The organism is Dactylosporangium maewongense (assembly GCF_039531485.1).
Taxonomy (GTDB): Bacteria; Actinomycetota; Actinomycetes; order Mycobacteriales; family Micromonosporaceae; genus Dactylosporangium; species Dactylosporangium maewongense.
This window is the reverse complement of sequence record NZ_BAAAQD010000033.1, coordinates 1-18,472: the sequence shown is the minus strand read 5'-3', so window position 1 is coordinate 18,472 and position 18,472 is coordinate 1. Positions and strand designations below refer to the sequence as shown.

Here is an 18,472-nt window from a genome sequence, read left to right as displayed (position 1 = left end):
CACAGCGACCGGCAGCGTCCGACCGCGCCCACGCCGGACGCGTCTGACGTTTCAAGCCGCCGGCCCGCGACGTAGCGGCCGTCCAGGCCCCTCTCACCTGGCCATCCGTCCGGCAATCCGGGCGGATGGCCAGGCAGCCATGTCCAGCACCGGCCAAGGAGCAGCACGCATGACCGATTCCACGACCGGGCGCAGCCCCGCGGTGACCGTCTCGACGGTCACCGTCGCCGGCGACAGCACCCACCTGGTCGACATCCATGCCACCCTGACCAGTTCAGGCCCGGCCGGCACCATCACCGGCCTGCATCCGGACACCGCCGGCACCACTCGGGACCGGCTCTACGCGGCGATCCACAACGCCGGCCTGCGATGGCCGGCGCAGCACGTCGCCGTCGAAGTCGCTCCCACCGCGCTGCCCGGAACGGACACCGGCCTCGATGCCGCCGTGGCCGTCGCGCTGCTCGCCGTCACCGGCCAGATCCCGACCGGCGGCCTGCGCGACGCCGTCGTCATCGGCGAACTCGGCCTCGACGGCAGCCTGCGTACACCCCGCGCGGTCGCGCAGCGGCTGACCACCGCCGCAGGCGCCGGTGTCCCGCTCGCCCTCATCCCAACCGGTGCCCGCGATCTGGCCGCCACGGTGCCCGACATCAGCGTGTGGCTCGCCACCCACCTGCGGGAACTGGTCACCCAACTGCACATCGCCGATCCTGCCTCCGCACCCGCGATCGCCACCGTGGCCGGGCGGCCTGGCTGGCCGAGCCCGGGCGTACCCGTCGCGGACCTCGCGGACCTGCCCGCCGGTGACTGGCAGGCGCGGCGCGTCCTCGAGGTCGCCGCCGCCGGCGCGCACCACCTGGCGATGATCGGACCCGCAGCCGCGGCGACGGCGTTCGCCCGATGCCTGCCGGGTCTGCTGCCGGACCTGGACGACGACACCAGCCGGCAGGTCGCTGACCTCTACCGCGCCGCCGGGCTGGTCCCAGCGCAGGTGACCGCGCTGCGGCGGCCGCCGTGGCAGGCCCCGCACCACACCGCCCCGACAGCCGCACTGATCGGCACCCCGGCACGTCCCGGCGCGGTCAGCCTGGCCCACGGCGGCGTACTGCACCTCGACAACGCCGCCGCATACGGCAGCAGGGCCGTCGAAGCACTCGGCCAGCCCCTGGACACCGAGCTGGTCCGGCTGGCCAGCGCCGCCGGGACGGTCACCTACCCGGCCCGGACCCAGCTGGTCGTTACCACCCCAGACTGCCCCTGCGCCGACCTCAACGCGTGCACGTGCTCACCGGCCCGGCGTCGCCGCCACCTGCACCGGCTCAGGCCGCTGCTGGACCGGATCGAGATCCGCGCACTCCTGCCGTCCGGACCGGCGCAGCCGCCCGGCCGGGGAGAGCCGTCCATGGTGGTCGCCGCCCGCGTCGCCGCGGCCCGGACCGCGGCAGCAGCCCGCTGGGCACCCCATGTCGCCGCCACCAACCACGACGTCCCCGACGCCATCCTCCAGCAGAGCATCGCCCGCATCCGGGCGGCCGACCTGGCGCCGCTGCGCGACGCGCTCGCCGCGGGGACCGTGTCCACCCGCGGCACCACCCACATTCTACGGCTGGCCTGGACCCTCGCGGACCTCGCCGCCCTGCACCGCCCGGGCCCCTACGAGCTGACCGAAGCCATCACCCTGCTCGGCCCGGCCGCCACGGAGAGCACCGAACACCGCTGAACGCCGGGCTTAGTAACTGCCGGTCGCTGCGCGCGACCGCCCAAAGATCCGGACGACGGCCGCAGCGCAAGACACGGATCAGCACCGGTGACAGCGGTTCTGACGAGCACGACCGCCCCTGTTCCCGGACCGAGTCGCCCCCGTATCGGTCCGCGGTCAGGCCAGATCACGACCCTGACAGCGCCGCCGCCGCTCAGCGAGGGTCGCTCAGCTCGCTCGCTGGCCCATGCGCGAGCCCGCCGGGCACCCCATCGCATCCATGCCCACATCGGCAGCACGGACCGGCCACCGCCGGTCCGTGCTCAGCCGTCGCATGCACCTGCCATGACCCCCTGCCGTCGATCGAACGACGCCGCTACCACCACCACGCGAAGGAGATCCTGATGACCGCCGGTGACCGCACCGACCAACGCACCAACCCCTACCAGGCCGACGCACCCGGCACCGCCGACTCGACTGCCGGCACCCTCACCTAGCCGATCTCCCCGGACTACGTGCAGTCATGGACCCTTACCTGCATTTGTCAAGCCAAGTTGCTGGTCAAACAACTGAGCATCTTTCAGCCATGTGAGGCACGGATCCGTGGTGTCCGTTTGCCAACGACGTCCGAGGACCCGGAGCGAGAAACCGCCCAGATGTAGGCGTACGGGTTCCAGCGCAGAGCCAGGTACGGCGACGTACATAGATCAGGGCACCGGGCGTGCCGATCTTGGGCGACCGCTGGCCCGAAAGGTCGTGCTTCGGCTACTGACGCTGAGTTACCGGCGGAGCCCGGCCACGCTCGGATCGCGGCTAGATGCGGATGCCGGCACCTGCCGGCTGCTCGAGCTGCCTGAGCAGGAGTGGACGCCGGGCACGTGGATGACCAGCGCGAGTGCTGACTACGCTCTGCGATCAGCGTCAGGCTGGAGAATGCCCAGGCGCTTACGTGCAGTGACCACCCGGGATGCCGCACATCGTCGCCAACTGGGGCTACGGGTCAGCGGTTGGGATGGCTCGGGACCTCCACGGTTCTCACGGCCCTGACGTACCACAATGCGGCAGAGGCGGGCATTTCTTGCCAGCTCGGTCCCGGTGTTCTGCTGCTTTGTGGGGCGATGACGCCGAGGCGGGGGCGTAGGGTGGCCGTCATGGCGAAGCCCGTGCTCGTTGTGGTTGATGATGAGGACACCACCCTGCAGGCGCTGACAGGTGAGCTGGAATCGCGGTACGGCGCGCACTACCAGGTGGTGTCTAGTTCGTCGGCAGAGATGGCGCTGGCCCGGCTGGCGGAGCTGAAGGCGGCGGGGGCTGATGTGCCACTGGTGCTGGCCGATCAGCAGATGCCGGGGATGAGCGGAACGCAGCTGCTGGCGCGGGTGAGGCAATTCTTTCCCACGGCCCGGCGCGGGCTTTTGATCCCCTGGGGCGAGCGGTCGACGCCCGCCCCGTTCTCGGAGGCGGCGGCGCTGGGGCAGCTGGAGTTCTGCCTGAACAGACCGGCGTGGTCACCGGACGAGCAGTTCCACCGGGTGATCACCGGATCGCTGGAGGAGTGGTGGCGCGAGCAGGGCAGGCGGTCCGAGTTGGTTACGGTGATCGGGGACGATCCCTCGGCCCGGGTCCACGAGATCCGCGACGTGCTGGCCCGCAATAACGTCCCGTTCGGCTTTTATGCCAGCGACTCCCCGGAGGGCCGGGCGGCGTTGCGGCGGCTCGGCGTGGGCCATCCTGCTGGGCCGGTGCTGTCGCTGTACACCGGGGTGGTGCTGGTGGATCCGGCCAACGCCGAGGTGGGCGAGGCGCTCGGGCTGGACGTGCGGCCAGCCGGGGGGGTGTATGACGTGGTCGTCGTGGGGGCCGGGCCGGCCGGCCTGGCCGCTGCGGTCTACGGGGCGTCGGAGGGGCTGCGCACTGCGCTGCTGGAGCGGGAGGCGTTCGGCGGCCAGGCCGGGATGAGCTCACGGATCAGGAACTATCTGGGTTTCCCTGATGGTGTCAGCGGTGGGGAGCTGGCGCAGCGCGCCTACGAGCAGGCGTGGGTGTTCGGCACCCACCTCGTGTACGGCAACGCGGCGACGTCGCTGGCCAAAGACCAGGACCTGCTGGTGGTCGGGCTGGAAGATGGCAGCCAGGCCCGGGCCCGCGCCGTGGTGATCGCGAGCGGCGTGTCGTACCGGCGCCTTGGGATCCCCGAGCTGGAGGCGCTGGCCGGCGCGGGCGTCTTCTACGGCGCGGGCACCATCGAAGCGCAGGCCGTGGCGGGGAAACCGGCCTTTGTGGTGGGCGGCGGCAACTCAGCCGGGCAGGCCGCGCTGCATCTGTCGAAATACGCACAGCAGGTCACGATTCTCATTCGCTCGCAGTCCCTGGCGGCGAGCATGTCCGACTACCTGATCCGCGAGATCGAAGCCGCACCCAACGTGGACGTCCGCTACCGCTGCGAGGTCGCGGGCGGCGGTGGTAACGGGCATCTCGAGCAGCTGCTACTCCGCAACCGCGACTCTGGCAAGACCGAAGAGACACCAGCCGCCGGCCTGTTCGTCCTGATCGGCGCGCAGCCGTTCACCAGCTGGCTCCCCGAAGCGATACAGCGCGACCAATGGGGATTCATCCTCACCGGACCCGACACCGGTCAGGACTGGCCCCTGCAGCGGGCGCCCTTCCTGCTGGAGACCACCACTCCAGGCGTGTTCGCCGCCGGCGACGTCCGGCATGGTGCGACAAAACGCGTGGCCTCCGCCGTCGGCGAGGGCTCAACCGCCATCCGCCTCATCCACGACTACCTGGCACTCGCGCCCCCCGCCCGCGAAGGTCAAAGCCTCGGCTACAGAGCCGGGAGCGCGGTCGGGCACCACATTCGGACCGCATGAGCTGAACGCGCTCACATACATGCGAGCGAGCAGGCAGGCGTGCCAGCGAGGCCGGATTGCGTAAGGATCAATCTGTTCGGCGCGGCATAGACGACGTTCCGTCAGGCCCAGACCGGGGCAACTAACCCGAAGTGACGACGTTGTTGATCTCAAATCAGGGGATTGACCTGCGGTAACATCACCAGATGACCAGTTGGTCGTAGCCAGAACGAGTTGCGTTCGGTCGTGATGTCGATGTCCAATCAGGGCACAGGAAATCCGTGATCCGACCGCCTCTCCCGGTCGGCGATGGAACGTGCAGCCAGAACGGCTACCAATGCGCCAAGTCGTTTCTCCTGCTCATCGCTGACGTTCGGGCGCTCGGCCTCTCGTAACTTCGACCTAACGGCGGGTACGCGCGCGCCATTAGTCACGTCGGCAGTCACGCTATGTGATCAGGTAGCCTGCCATCCTCGCCGAGCTGCGCCGAATCGTCCACAGACAATTCAGCCGCTGGATGTTCAAATAGCGAGGGCGGTAACACCATTGTCGGCCAGGATCGCGTCGCGGAGCGGAATGAGTGCTCGCACGACGATCCTCCCGATGAGCTGAGCGTGAGCGTTGGCAACCACCTAAAGCGACGCGGCATCCCGTCGAGAAGCCGCAAGCTGAGCGACGATCAGATCACCGAAGCCATCAACCTCTACAAAGCCGGCTGGTCCGTCCGCCGGCTCGGTGAGCGGTTCGGTGTCCACGGCGAGAGCATCCGGTACCGACTCAAGCGAGAGGGAATCAATCTCGGACCGCGACCGGGGAGGGCCAATTGACGCACTAAAGAGGTCGAGTCCCTTGACCGCGAAACCCGGCGGGATTCATCCACTCGCGGACAAACATCCCTTGATCAGGTCATGTCGAAGCCCGTTCGTCATTCAGCTCGAGCTTCTTCCGCAGCTCCGCGAGGACGCGGCGAGTCGTGTCGATGTCCTTGATCGCCAGATCCTCGGAAAGGCCGTTCGCCCACGGCGCTTGCAGACGGCTGGCCTCGGCGTACGTCCGGCGCCCCTTGTCGGTCAGCACGACGAGTGACGCGCGGCGGTGATGGGGGTTCTCCTCGAGTGTCACGAACCCCATCTCCTGCAAGTCGTTCACGATTCGCTGCACATTCTGGCGATTTCCGCCCATGTCGCGGGCGAGCCACGCAACGGGCTGGGCGCGTTCGGCGTCGATGATGGCTCGGAGGACCTGCCAGCGGGTGCTCGTGAGCCCGAGTTGCGCCACCATCCGGTCGCCTGCCGTCACGAGGGGGCCGTTCAGTTTGAGCAAGTCGATGATGAGGTCGGTCAAGGCGTCAGCGGTCCGCGTGCGTTTGGTCGTCATCTGTCACCATACTCTTATATTGACATCATGATGTCAAACCTCTAGGCTCCGTCGCACCACGTTGACATCATACAACCAACGTGGCCGGAAAGGAGTCTGTCATGCCGCTACTTCGCCCCTTGGACCCCGCGTTTCCGATCGACCGACAGCTCGAGGTGGATGCCGCGCCCGTCGTACTCGTAAACCTGGTCATGCTGGACAAAGCTGATGAGCCACGTTTCCTCGAGGCCTGGCAGAACGACGCGGCCTTCATGAAGCGGCAACCGGGGTTCATCTCGACTCAGCTTCACCGCGCCATCGGGGACAGTTCGACCTATGTGAACTACTCGGTTTGGGAGTCGATGGCTCAGTACCGCGCCGCTTTCACGCATCCAGAGTTCAAGGCCGGCCTCGCCGCGTATCCGTCCTCCGTGGTCGCCACTCCGCACCTCTTTCAGAAGGTCGCGGTGCCAGGCATCTGTCTTGCCTAGCAACTGGAGACTTGTATCCGGTTGTGCAGTTCGAGTTGTGGCAGCAGTCGAGGCTGGTGTCGCGACGCCCCTTTGATCTTGTTGGGTTTCCCTGGGGTGGCAGTTAGCGCAAGTGCTGCCGCTACCGAGCATTACGAGTATGCGATGAAGGTAGCTCTGTTAGGTGCCACAGGTTTCGTTGGCTCCGCATTGCCAGACGCCACGTTCTTCATCGCCGGTGCCCACAGTTCGTCTCCTCGACCGCGTCCCTGTTGCGTGAATCCCGGTGTGGCCGGCGCGGCTATCCGTACCGACAAGTACCTGGGCTACAAGCCTCGTCCGCAGGCAACGCCGGCCGTCTTACTGGCCGGCATCACGGCCCCCATCAGTTGACCTGACCGCTCACCAACACCTCACGGATCTAATTGCGCGGTCGAATAGTTCGTGTTCTGTGCGAACGAACCCAGGACCGCTCCGTCCAGCGGCGCGGTATCGAAGCCGGGAGACCTGCCCGGCAAACCCTCGACGTGACAGGGAGTAAGGCGATGATCGTTGTTACCGGAGCCACCGGGCAGTTCGGCCACCACGTGGTGGAGAACCTGATCAAGATGGGTGTGCCCGCCGAGCGGATCGCGGTGGCGGTACGCAGCCCGGAGAAGGCAGGCGACCTCGCCGGCCGCGGTGTGCAGGTCCGGCAGGCGGACTACGACCGCCCCGACACCCTCGCCGCCGCGTTCACGGGCGCCGACAAGCTGCTGTTCGTCTCGACCACCGGGCCGGACGATCTGCGCATCATCCAGCACCGCGCGGTTGTCGACGCGGCGAAGGCGGCCGGCGTGGGTCTGGTCGCCTACACCTCGATCGCCGACGCCGACACCAACCCGATCAACGTCGCGCGGGTGCACCGCGACACCGAGCAAGCGCTCGCCGCCTCCGGCCTGCCGACGGTCCTGCTTCGCAACGGCTGGTACACCGAGAACTACACCGCCGCACTGGCCGGCGCGGTCGAGCGCGGCGCGATCGTCGGCTCCGCCGGACAGGGGCGCATCGCCTCGGCCACCCGCGGCGACCTCGCCGAAGCCGCCGCCATCGTGCTGGCCGGCCAGCAGCCGCAGTCCGGCAAGGTCTATGTACTCACCGGCGAGGTCGCCTGGTCGCTGCCGGAGCTGGCCGCCGAGGCCGCCGCAGCCTCCGGCAAGCCGGTCACCTACACCGACCTGCCCGCCGAGCGGTACGCGCACATTCTCACCGGCGCCGGGCTACCCGACTTCCTGGTCGAGCTGCTCGTCGACACCGACGTGAAGGTTTCCCAGGGGGCGCTGCAGACCGTGACCAGCGACCTCGCCACGTTGCTCGGCCGCCCCACCACCACCCTGCGTGAGGCCGTCATCGCGGCCCTGCGGCACTGACCGAGCCCGCACCCGAAGCCGCCGCGTGGCGGCCCTGTGCTTGCTCAGAACGCTACCAAGACCGCACCGCTTACGGCTGACGGGGCTTCGCCCCGGCCCGACGAGGCGTGTCGTGGTGGGCGCTGTGGACAGCCTGGTGCCGCGGCCAGGCCCGGTCCGGATTTAGCGTCAGGCGGCACGAAGACACGAAGACCAGCGCAAACGCAAGGAGCAGCCGCATGAGTATGCAAGCCGACGCCATCATCGGGGAACCCGCCGCGTCCCCGCCACCGGCGGATCGCGGTCCCCGCGCCTCGCTGCAGGTGCTGCGGGTCGTCGCGGTCCTGCACTCGCTCGCGTTCCTCGGCCAACCGGTGTTCGCTGGCGGGTACCTCATGGGCGACGTCGACTCGCTCGCCCTGCACGACATCAACGCCTTCGTCGTCACTGGCCTGGCCGTGGCCCAGCTCATCTGCGCGGTGGTCTACTTCTGGGGCGGGCGCGGGCGGGCGGGGCCGATCTGGGCCAGCCTTGCCGTCGCCCTGGCCGTCGAGGTCCAGGTCGGGATGGGGTACGAGCGCCTGCTCGTGGTGCACCTGCCGCTCGGGGTCTCGCTCACGGTCGCCCAGATCCTGATCACCATCTGGCTGTTCGGCGCCGGCGCCGCGTCCGCGCGGCCGCGCCGCTCCCGCCGGTCCCTCCCGTCGCCTTCGGGCGGTGCGCGGTGAAGCGGCGAGACGTCCTCAGCGCGCTCGGCCTCTCGGCGCTCGGCGCGGCCAGTCTCGGCGGCCTGGCCCTGGCGGTCCCGCGCGGGCAGACCGGCGAAATGGTGCCCAGCCGGGTTCCGCTGCCCCGGCCGTTCCGGGTGCCGCTGCCGATCCCGGCGGTCGCCCGGCCGGTACGCACCGACGCGGCCACCGACTACTACGAGATCGTCCAGCGCGCGGCGGATCAGGAGATCCTGCCCGGGGTACGTACCCGCGTCCTCGGCTACGACGGAACCTTCCCCGGCCCCACGCTGGTCACCCGCAGCGGACGCCGGGCCGTGGTCACCCACCGCAACGACCTGCCCGGACCCGTTGCCGTGCACCTGCACGGCGGGCACACGCCCGCGGACAGCGACGGCTACCCGACCGATCTGATCCAGCCCGGCGGCCGGCGCGATTACACCTATCCGACGCGGCAGCGGGCCGCGACGCTGTGGTACCACGACCACCGGATGGACTTCACCGGCCCGCAGGTGTACCGGGGGCTCGCCGGGTTCCACCTCGTCACCGACGACGAGCAGGACGCGCTCGGCCTGCCCTCGGGCGAGCGGGACGTCCCGTTGATGATCAGCGACCGTTCCTTCGACGAGGACGGCTCGTTCTCCTATCCGGCGAGCCACCACGGTGCGGGCGTCGACGACGCGCACATGGAGGGGGTTCTCGGCGACGTCGTGCTGGTCAACGGCGCGCCCTGGCCGGTACTGGAGGTCGCGGCCGTCCGCTATCGGCTGCGGCTGCTCAACGCGTCCAACGCCCGCCGGTACCGGCTCGGTATGGACCCGGCGCGGACGCCGCTGGTGCAGATCGCATCGGACGGCGGCCTGCTGGAGAAGCCGATCGAGCACTCCACTGTGCTCCTCGCCCCCGGCGAGCGGTGCGAGCTTGTCGTCGACTTCGCTGCGTTCCCACCCGGCACGGAGATCACACTGCGCAACAGCCTCGGCAGCGGAGGTACCGCCGACGTGATGCGGTTCCGGGTCACCGGTCGCGGCCGTGACAACAGCCGCATCCCGCCGCAGTTGAGTCGGATCGAGCCGCTGTCCGCGGAGCGGGCCGTGCGGACCCGAACCTGGACCTTTCGCCGGTCGCCCACCGGCGAGCACCCCGGCTGGCTGCTCGACGGGCGCGCCTTCGACCCCGAGCGCATCGACGCCGACGTGCGGCTGGGTGAGATCGAGGTATGGCGGTTCACCTCGGACCTGTACCACCCCGTGCACGTGCACCTCGACCCGTTCCAGGTGCTCTCCCGGCGTGGCGACGGCCCCGGCCCGCACGACCAGGGCTGGAAGGACACCGTGGACCTCGCGCCCAGCGAATCGGTGGACGTGGCCGTACGGTTCACCGACTACCCGGGCCGGTACCTGCTCCACTGCCACAACCTTGAACACGAGGATATGGCCATGATGGCCGCGTTCCGCACCACCTAGACGTCTCCCTGTTTCCCCGCACGCCCGGGCGATCGGCCCGGACCACGCGCACAGTCGCGAGATCGCCGCGAACCTGCGCCGGCTGGGCCCCAACGGTTCGTCGTAGGCGTAGGCGACCCGACCGCCGACCGGATGGTCCGACCGGCGGATCCGTACAGCCATGATCACCTGCATATCAAACAGATCCGGACGCCGCTGGACCCGCCTACGCGTCACATTGCGTAGTCGGTGACCTTCGCGTGAGGCAGTCGTCTCGTCGGCCGAGCGCGCACCCAGTTACCGCGGCCAATGATTGCTTCGTACGAGTTTGGCGTACGCGGCTGTGCAACTGAGCCGGTACGCCGATACCAAGGCGCCAGCCAGCTGATACGGGCGACGGCGAGGGCGGGATCCGCCATCGGCAAATTGGCCGGTGGGGGTCCCGCCCGCGGAAGTCGGCGTTAGCTCAAAGCAGGCCGCGCGTGGCCCGGCCGCCCAACGTTCAGGGCGTGGCGCTGGCAGTGTTCTCGACTCGGATCAGTTGGCGAATGCTGGTCCGAGCTGCGGCTAGATCGTCGTGTGCTTCGTTGAGTTGCCCGGTCAGGTCGGTGATGAGCGCCTGCGCCCTTTCGAGATCGCTTTGGAGCCGCTGGTTCAGCGCAGTGAGTTCATTGACGCGAGTGCTGAGGTCGGCGGCGCCGAGTTGGTCGAGTTGCTGGCCGAGGTTGCGGCGGATCGCGGTTTTGAGGCGGTCGACTTCTTCGCGTAGGCGCCGGTTGTCCTGTTGGAGCAGCTGTTGTTCGACTTTCCATCCTGCCGGGGCGATGGTGGCGGCGCGGGTGTCGTTGGTGGTGGCGCGGGTTTGGCGGCGGCGGGCGGCGTCGATGTGTTCGCGCATGCCGGCGGCGTAGACGAGCCAGTGGGAGACGTTCGCGGCTCGGGCGACGCCGGTGAAGGTGATCGGCTCGTTGTCGGCGAGGAGCCGGTCGACGGTCGATAGGACTCGGCCGCGTTTGTCGCGGGAGTCCTTCTGGCGTGCGTCGCGGAGGACCTGGGCGGGGGTTCGGGGCTGGCTCATCTGGGGTCGCTCCGGGCGGGGATGGATGGGACAGGAAGTAGGGGTAGTGGTGCCGCGGCGCGCGTCTTGCGCAGGACCGCGGCGGCTTCTTCCAGGTGGCGGCGTTCGTTGTCCGGCATGACGGCGAGCTGGGTGCGAATCTTGTTGACAACGTTTTGAAAGGAGTCGATTTGGTCGGTGATGTTCTGCACGACGAACTCGGCGACATCCAATGCCCGCGCGGTTTCGCGGTCGGCTTTGAGTGCCCGGATGTGGTCCTCGACCGCGGGGAGGAACGACGGGTCGGGCCGGTAGAAGCCGCAGCCGGAGCATTGGAACCGGATCGGACACTTGCCGCCGCCGGCCTTGACGTTGGATGGTTCGGTGCAGTTACCGAACGGCACGGCGACCGAGCGGGCTTCGTAGGCGGTCGCCGACGAGGTCGACGCGGGCTGGCCGTAGCGGTCGACGACGTGTTTGCGCATGGTCTCCACCGCGCTGCGGCGCCGTTGCACGGAGACTTTGAAGTAGCCCAAGGTGGTATCGGCCGATTTGTGGTCCATGAGGTCACGCAGGGTATGCAGATCGGTGCCGGCGTCGGCGTGGCGTTGGGCGTAGGTATGCCGGAAGGCGTAGGCGAACACGCGGCTGCGGTCGAACGGCAGCGGCTGGCCGTCTTTATCGACGGTGTCGGTGAGGAGTTCGGGCAGGCTGTCGACCCAGCGGCGCAGCATCCTGGCCACGGTGTCGGCGTCGATGCACGCGTCGTGGCCGTTCTTCGTCGCGGGGAACAGGAAGGTCCGCGAGCGGGCCGGGATCTTCAGCGTCTGCCGGATGGCGAGCCATTCCTGGATGGCGCACGCGGTCTGACGGCCGATCTCCAGCCGGCGTCGGTTTCGGCGGGACTTGTGGTTGTCCCAGATGAGGACGTACTCGCCGGCGTCGGTGTCCAGGCAGTCGACGCGCAGCCAGCGCACTTCCCAAGGTCGGCGGCCGGTGTCGCGCAGCAGGATGTAGATGGTGCGGAACATGGCTTTCACCGCCTCGGGCGGGAACTCGCCGTAGGCGGTGTTGCCGCCGATCAGATGCGTGTGGGCGTCGAGTTGGGCGATGACCAGTTCGGGGATCGCCTTGCCAGCCTGGTCCTCGGAGGAGTCCTCGTACGGGATCGTGTGGTGTTGCTGACGGGCGAACGCGGAGGCGAGATGGTCGAGCAGTTGTAGGCGGCGACCGGCGTCGAGCAGCTGGCAGAACGAGCTGAGGACCTCGGAGCGAGCGGTATACGACAGTGGGCCGCTGCCGTCTCGGCGCTGCCGGTTGCGGATCACTGTAACGACGGCGTCCATGTCGGTGGCCTTCAACGCGCCTGGGTCGTGACCGCCGCCGGGCCGCGCGGCCAGGGCCTGCGACGCCGCGAGGCAGGCTTCGAAGGTCCGGCGGAACGCGGCGTTGCTCGGGTTGGTCTCCTTGACCCAGTTCGTCAGCAGTTGGCGCAGCCAGTCCTGACGTAGCCGGGTGACGTCCAGCTGGCGCGGGTTGACGCGGACACCGGACCGGGTGCGCGAGCGTAGGCCTAGATCGCTCAGTTCCCAGATCGGCTGATCCAGCGGGTCGATGCCGCGGAACCGGCCGAACGCGCTGCGCACCACCCGGACGATGTCGTTCCAATGCGCCTTGCCGTTGCCGTCGATGTGACTGCGACCAGGAAGCGTCTTGTCGATCAGCGCGGCGATCGACTCCACGCCAGCCAGACCGCGGGCCACCATCCGGGTGGCGTTCGGACTGAGCGTGTGGCGCTGCTTGTCGCGCTCGGCCAGGGCGTAGAGCAACTCGTGGCGCAGCAACTCGGGCAGCCCGAGCAGCGAGAACTGGAAACCGGTCAGGTAGGGACTTTGCCCCGCTACCCAGCTGTCCAGATCGGAGTCGATGGGGTTGACCAGGCCCGTCGCCTTGCGATGCTTGTGCCACCGTATCCGGTGGTAGGTGCACAGCGGCAGTCGCTGGGTCGCGCCGCTGGTGCAGGCACCCACCCGGCATGGCAGGTGAACCGGCCGCGGCTCGGCGTTGGCCCGCAGCCAGTCTTCGAGGTTCAGCGATGTCAGGCCCCGCTGGACCCTGTAGCGCCACTGTCCGTGGTGAGCCTGGCAGGCGCCCATGATGGACGACTCCTGCGCGCACCGAACCCCATCGCGTTCGACCGAGCACGACGGCCGCGTTCCGGGTACTGACCGCACCATCGTGCGTCCGCCGGACGCGACGAACTCTTCCTGGCTCAACCCGCTGGCGAGCAGCTGATCGTCGCAGGAGTGGCACAGGCTTCGTGCCCCGAGCACCGCGACGTGGCAGTCGGGGCCGTCGCACCGCCAGATGGCGGTCTCCGGCTTCTCCGGATCTCCGGTGAACAGCCAATGTTCGCTGTCCCATTCATCCGGTCGCCAGTTCGGCGGCGTGTTCTCGATCAGCCACGCCAGCCATCCCTGCCGGTCGAACGGCAGAGCGATCACATTCGGTGCCGGTGTGTACGTGTCAGTCGCGACGCTCACCGGGTCACCTCCCGGCGCCGGGCGTCCGCCCGCTCGACTGCGGCACGCTTCGCGCCGTCGGGCACATGGATGTACACGTTCATCGACGAGTCCGACACATGCCCGAGCAACTCCTTGACCACCGCGCGGTCGGTCCCCTGGCGGATCCACTCGGTGGCAGCGCCGTGCCGCAGCATGTGCGGCCGCGCGATCAGATTGCTCCGCTGGGCCAGCCGGTCGAACAGTCCCTTCACGCTCGAGTAGGACATGGCCCGCCCGAGCGGCTCCCGGAACAGGTTCGCCAGCACCTGCATCGTGCCCTCCGCCTGCGGCACCATTGCCCGCTCGTGTAGATAGTCGGCGTAGCAGACGCCGAGCTCACTGGTGACCGGCACGACCCGCGGCCGCCGGGACTTCGCCCAGGCACCGTTGCTGTTCAGCCGACGCCGCACATGCACGTGCGGGCCCTTGACCTGACAACCCAGGGACTGCGAGTCGGCCAACAGGTGCATATCCTCGCGGTGCAGCCCGAGCGCCTCACCGATCCGGATCCCCGTGCACCACAACAGCAGCACCAGGAACCGGTCGCGGGCATGGCGGGTGACATCGACCAGCCGCGCGACCTGCTCGACCGTCAGCCACTCGATCCCCGCATCGACCGACGCGAACTTGATCAACCGGGAACGTACCGTCCGCCGCTGGTCGCCCTCACCCGGGTCGAAGCCCACCGGCAGGAAACGCAGGTAACACGGCTCGGTCAACTGCCCAAGCAACTCGGGCTCGACCCAGCCCATCCGGACACCGAACCGAAGGAACTCGCAGACCGTCCCGACGATCGCGCTCGCGGTGTTCGCGTCGCGGAAACGGTCCGGCCCTCCACCACCGCGGACACGTGACGGCAGCGGCGTCTCCACCAACCAATGCAGAAACCGGGCGAGCTGCCACACCGTGACCCGTGCCCACTCCAACCGCTGCAATGCGCAGTACGAAAGGAACAGCGCCGTACGGCCCGCGTACGTGCGCTCGGTGTTGTAGGCCCGGCCGGCCTCCCGCAGCCCCGCGATGAACAGTGAGCCTTCATGGTGCAAGACGTAGTCGTCGGCTCCCACGACTACCCATCCGGTCCGGTCCTTCGTGAACTCCGCGAGCTCGGGACGGTACGACGTAACGAACATGCCTGTAATGCCGAACACCCCTTGTATATCGATGATTCAGCCGACTCCGCACGCATGTACCTGACATGCCTGGGATCGAGATCATCATGAAGATAGGGACGCCGGTCCGTGCGCTGTGCGAGCTCATCGCCAACGCCCTCGACGAGGACCCTGCCACCACGGTCGGGTGGGCCGACGGGGTCCTCACGATCGCCGACGACGGCCCGGGCATCCCGGAAGAGGGCATGATCCTCGGCCACTCCACCAAGACCATGCGGCAGATCGGGCAGTTCGGCGAAGGCAAGAAGCTCGCCTGCCTCGTCCTGGCCCGCAGCCCCGAGATCGGCACGGTGCGCTGCGAGACCGTCGGCTACGGGTTCACCCCGACCGTGCAACGGCGGCGGCTGCTCGAAGGGCTGGTCCCGTCGCTGTCCGGGCAGGGTACGGACGTCCTCGTCTACCACCTGCACGCCAACGACCGGGCCCGCGGGACCGTCTTCACCGTCGCTTGCCCGCAGCAGCTGGCCCAGGAGGCGATCGGGCGGTTCCGGGCGCTGAGCGAACCCGGCTACACACCACCCGCGGCCCCCGGCACCTGCGTCCTCACCGGCACGCCGGGCCGGGTGTGGATCGGTGGCGTCCTCGTCTCCACCATGCCCGGCCTGCTCGCCTCCTACGACCTTCCGCTGGACGACAAGGGCCTGCAGAACCGCGACCGGACCGTCATCGAAGCCGGCGCGCTGCGCGACGCGGTCCGGGCCATCCTCGCCGCCAGCGAGAACGACGCTGTCATCGGCCGGTTCGCCGGCCACGCCATCGCCGGCGGGAAGCTCCGCGAACCGGAGCAGTTCTTCGCCGACATCGAGGCGCCCCGGCCCCGCGTCGCGTGGCGGACGTGGGGACGCGCGCACCTGCCGGCCAACGCGTTCTACGCCGGCCACCGGCAGGAGGAGGCGGTGCTGGACCTGCAGGACATGGACTACACCCGCGTGACCGCCAGCGGCCTGTCCGACCATCAGGAGCAGGTCCTGATGACGCTGCTCGGCGTCGAGGTCGCCCGCGTCCGCCAGCAGCGGCACTACGAACACCACCACGACAAGACCACCTGGGTCCCGGACCGGGACCTCACCACGAACGAACGCGACCTGCTCAGCGTCTCCACTGCGCTGGTGCGCCGGGTGATCGGACCGTTCGCCCTGGACCAGGTCCGCGTCTACAGCGACAGCGAGGAATCCCCGTGCGCGGACGGGTTCTACAGCCCCCGCAACGGCGACATCGCCATCCACCGCGACGTCCTCGCCGACCAGCACCGGACCTTGGCGGTCCTGTTTCACGAGGTGGGTCACCGGATCCGGCACCGCGGCGGGGGCCGCTTCATCCCCAGCGCGGACTACGGCGACCGCAGTCGCGGTTTCGAACACATGCTCACCGAACTCGGTGGACTGTTGCTCGAGTTCCTGGCCGACATCGCCGCCGGCGGCACCCTGCCCGAACCAGCCACGCCGCCGGCACCAACGCCGACAGGAAACCGGCGGGTCCGGCTGACACCAGCGGATGACCCGGCCGTGCCGGTCAGCCGCCGCGAACTGGCACGCCTGCTCACCGACCGGCTCCCGCACGCGCTGACCGCCGGCGGATTCACCGACGAACACGACCTGGTCGCCTCCACTGCGGTCCGCCCCGTGTACTGGAACCTGCTCACCCGCCCGAGACCGGCCGGGTTCCGCCGCCAGCAGGGCGTCAGCACCGCCTGGGACTACGACAAGGTCGCTCTGCTGGCCGACGCCGTCGGCGTCCGCCCACCCGTGGTGTGGCTGGCCTCCAACCTCTGCGAAGGACCGCTGCACGGCCGTCGCCGCGACCAGTGGGGCCAGCCCGGCCGATGGACGAAGAACGTCCGCGACCGCGTCGAACGCGCCTGCGCCGACCTGGAGACCCTTGGCGGCGCCTACGCCACGCACATTCCCGCCCTCCGCGCCCTCGCCGACGGCACAACACCCGCACCGACCGGCGACGACAGCTGGCAAGCCCCCGTGCGGGCGCTGATCGTCCTGGAACGGCAACGTCTGCACCTCGACCGCGCGGACCAATCCAAAGATTCATTGGTTCGGTAACTAACTAGATCGTGGCCGGAGGTTTCCCGGGCTGACCCTGCAATCCGGTCGGGCGCAGCGGTCGGATGCAGCCGGCCGGATGCAGCTGGCGGGGATCACGGCTATGGCATCAGACGCGTTCGGACGGCTTCCGGTTGGTGTCGTGCGGGTGGCGGCGGCCAGGTGCCTGCCCTGTGGGACTGGTTCGAGGACGCACGCTCCCGCCTGGCTGGCCGTCGTCAAGCCCTGCTCGGGCCGGGGCGCCCGCGAGCTCCCCGGCCTGGCGGCCCGGGAGCTTCGTGCGCCTTATTCCGGCCCGGCGCATGGGCTGTGACGCCAGCTGCGCTCAGACGGGCGGCGGCCCCTCGTTCCCAGCCCCCACGGGGAGGCCCGGGAGCCGCCGCTCAGCGCGATTTTCGTGATGGGCACCTCCGGCACCAGCCGCACCGTCGCGTGCGGGCTGGGCGGCGCACCGAATGCCCCGGCGTCTTCGAGGAGTCCACTCGTGACCGCACCCGCTATCGCCAGGTCCGACAACCGCAACGTGCAGCTCGGCCAGCTCATCGACCTGCTGCGTGACCAGTCCACCCGCCGCCTCGACGTGAAGGCCGGCTCCGGCCGCATGCGCGCCTTCGCCGGCCACCTGATCCTCGAGGACACCGAACCCGAGATCGGCTCGGAGGGTGTCACGATGACCGCCGGGGTCTACCGGCCCAACGACATCGCCAACGCCGGCCTGGCCGACAAGCTCGGCATCCCCACCGCCTACCTGCGCAAACTCGCCGCCGAGCACCCCTACCTGTACGACAAAAACGTCAACGGCTGGCTGGAGCGCACCGACAAGCGGTTCCTCATCCGGATCCTGCGCAACAACGCCGGCGGAGGTGTGGCGCGGGCGGTGCTGTCCACGAAGTACGGCCGCATCGACAACCTCGATGTCGCCATGTCCGCCCTGGAAGGTATCCGCCGCGCCGACGCGGCCGTGGACGTGGTGGCGTGCGACCTGACCGACCGCCGCATGTACGTGAAGATGATTTCCCCGGAGATCCAGGTGATGGCCCCGCGCCTGCTGGCGAACTACCGGTCGCCGTTCAACGGCCGCTCCGGACACGACCTGCCGGTCGTCTCGGCGGGACTGGCCATCACCAACTCCGAGACCGGCTGCGGGGCGTTCTCCATCCAGCCGTGGGTCCGGTTCGAGGTCTGCTCCAACGGCCTCGTCATCGGCGAGAATGTGCTGCGCCGCACCCACCTCGGCAGCCAGCTGACCGACGAAGACGGCGTCGTGGAGTGGTCGAACGAGACCAACACCAAGGCCCTGGAACTCATCACCTCGCGGGCCACCGACGCGGTCAAGGCGTTCCTCGACGCCGACTACGTCGCGGAGATGCTCCGCGACCTGGAGACGACCGCGGGCACCGAGCTCAAGGAGCCGGACACGACGCTGAAGGTCGTCGGCAAGCAGCTGCGGTTCACCGAGGAGCAGCAGGACAGCATCCTGGCCCACTTCATCCGCGGCGGTGACATCTCCGCCGGCGGCGTGATGCACGCGGTCACGTCGGTGGCGCAGACCCTCGACGACGCCGACGCCGCGTTCGACCTGGAGAGCAACGCGGTCCAGGCGATGCGCGTCGCCGCCGCCAACGCCTGAACCTCCCCCGGCCGCGGCCGGACCGCCGACCCAGGCGGTCCGGCCGCGGGCCCGGGG

12 protein-coding genes are annotated in these 18,472 nt (G+C 69.1%); 8 read left to right on the top strand and 4 right to left on the bottom strand.

Features of this window, described 5'->3' with window-relative positions:
- Positions 1-169: 169 nt before the first annotated feature.
- Both ABD332_RS50140 and ABD332_RS50135 read left to right on the top strand, forming a co-directional pair.
- The gene (locus ABD332_RS50140) at positions 170-1,720 is read left to right on the top strand and encodes an ATP-binding protein (protein WP_344512474.1); all 1,551 of its coding nucleotides are present in this window, start codon (positions 170-172) and stop codon (positions 1,718-1,720) included.
- Positions 1,721-2,850: 1,130 nt separating this feature from the next.
- Positions 2,851-4,572 carry an NAD(P)/FAD-dependent oxidoreductase gene (locus ABD332_RS50135; protein ID WP_344512472.1) on the top strand — a complete coding sequence of 574 codons (1,722 nt, stop codon included), beginning with the start codon at positions 2,851-2,853 and terminating at the stop codon, positions 4,570-4,572.
- An 885-nt stretch (positions 4,573-5,457) separates the two neighbouring features.
- Here the strand turns inward: ABD332_RS50135 and ABD332_RS50130 are convergent.
- Positions 5,458-5,928 carry a MarR family winged helix-turn-helix transcriptional regulator gene (locus tag ABD332_RS50130; RefSeq protein WP_344512470.1) on the bottom strand — a complete coding sequence of 157 codons (471 nt, stop codon included), beginning with the start codon at positions 5,926-5,928 and terminating at the stop codon, positions 5,458-5,460.
- Positions 5,929-6,029: 101 nt separating this feature from the next.
- On the opposite strand from ABD332_RS50130, the gene ABD332_RS50125 reads away from it, so the two are divergent.
- From ABD332_RS50125 to ABD332_RS50110, 4 genes are all read left to right on the top strand, one after another.
- Entirely contained in the window at positions 6,030-6,398 is a 369-nt protein-coding gene (locus ABD332_RS50125; protein ID WP_344512468.1) for an antibiotic biosynthesis monooxygenase family protein, read from the top strand.
- Positions 6,399-6,922: 524 nt separating this feature from the next.
- The gene (locus tag ABD332_RS50120) at positions 6,923-7,786 is read left to right on the top strand and encodes an SDR family oxidoreductase (RefSeq protein WP_344512466.1); all 864 of its coding nucleotides are present in this window, start codon (positions 6,923-6,925) and stop codon (positions 7,784-7,786) included.
- Between the two features lie 218 nt (positions 7,787-8,004).
- The gene (locus ABD332_RS50115; RefSeq protein WP_344512464.1) at positions 8,005-8,493 is read left to right on the top strand and encodes a hypothetical protein; all 489 of its coding nucleotides are present in this window, start codon (positions 8,005-8,007) and stop codon (positions 8,491-8,493) included.
- Positions 8,490-9,959: a multicopper oxidase family protein gene (locus tag ABD332_RS50110; protein WP_344512462.1), complete on the top strand. Its 1,470-nt coding sequence runs from the start codon at positions 8,490-8,492 to the stop codon at positions 9,957-9,959. The genes ABD332_RS50115 and ABD332_RS50110 overlap by 4 nt, the downstream gene beginning before the upstream one ends.
- 481 nt (positions 9,960-10,440) lie before the next feature.
- On the opposite strand, the gene ABD332_RS50105 is transcribed toward ABD332_RS50110, so the two are convergent.
- Genes ABD332_RS50105 through ABD332_RS50095 form a run of 3 tightly spaced genes read right to left on the bottom strand, consistent with a single transcriptional unit; the run spans position 10,441 to position 14,710 of the window.
- Complete coding sequence (locus ABD332_RS50105; RefSeq protein ID WP_344512460.1) at positions 10,441-11,016, bottom strand: DUF6262 family protein; 576 nt, start codon at positions 11,014-11,016, stop codon at positions 10,441-10,443.
- Positions 11,013-13,538 carry a tyrosine-type recombinase/integrase gene (locus ABD332_RS50100; RefSeq protein WP_344512458.1) on the bottom strand — a complete coding sequence of 842 codons (2,526 nt, stop codon included), beginning with the start codon at positions 13,536-13,538 and terminating at the stop codon, positions 11,013-11,015. Before ABD332_RS50100 ends, ABD332_RS50105 begins: the two co-directional genes overlap by 4 nt.
- The gene (locus tag ABD332_RS50095; RefSeq protein ID WP_344512456.1) at positions 13,535-14,710 is read right to left on the bottom strand and encodes a tyrosine-type recombinase/integrase; all 1,176 of its coding nucleotides are present in this window, start codon (positions 14,708-14,710) and stop codon (positions 13,535-13,537) included. Before ABD332_RS50095 ends, ABD332_RS50100 begins: the two co-directional genes overlap by 4 nt.
- 68 nt (positions 14,711-14,778) lie before the next feature.
- Here ABD332_RS50095 and ABD332_RS50090 point away from each other — a divergent pair, with 68 nt between their 5' ends.
- Both ABD332_RS50090 and ABD332_RS50085 read left to right on the top strand, forming a co-directional pair.
- A complete protein-coding gene (locus tag ABD332_RS50090; RefSeq protein WP_344512454.1) occupies positions 14,779-16,785 on the top strand; it encodes an ATP-binding protein in 2,007 nt (668 codons plus the stop codon).
- A 484-nt stretch (positions 16,786-17,269) separates the two neighbouring features.
- Positions 17,270-18,415, top strand: coding sequence for a DUF932 domain-containing protein (locus tag ABD332_RS50085; RefSeq protein ID WP_344512452.1), 1,146 nt, complete (start codon positions 17,270-17,272; stop codon positions 18,413-18,415).
- The last annotated feature ends 57 nt before the right edge of the window (positions 18,416-18,472 follow it).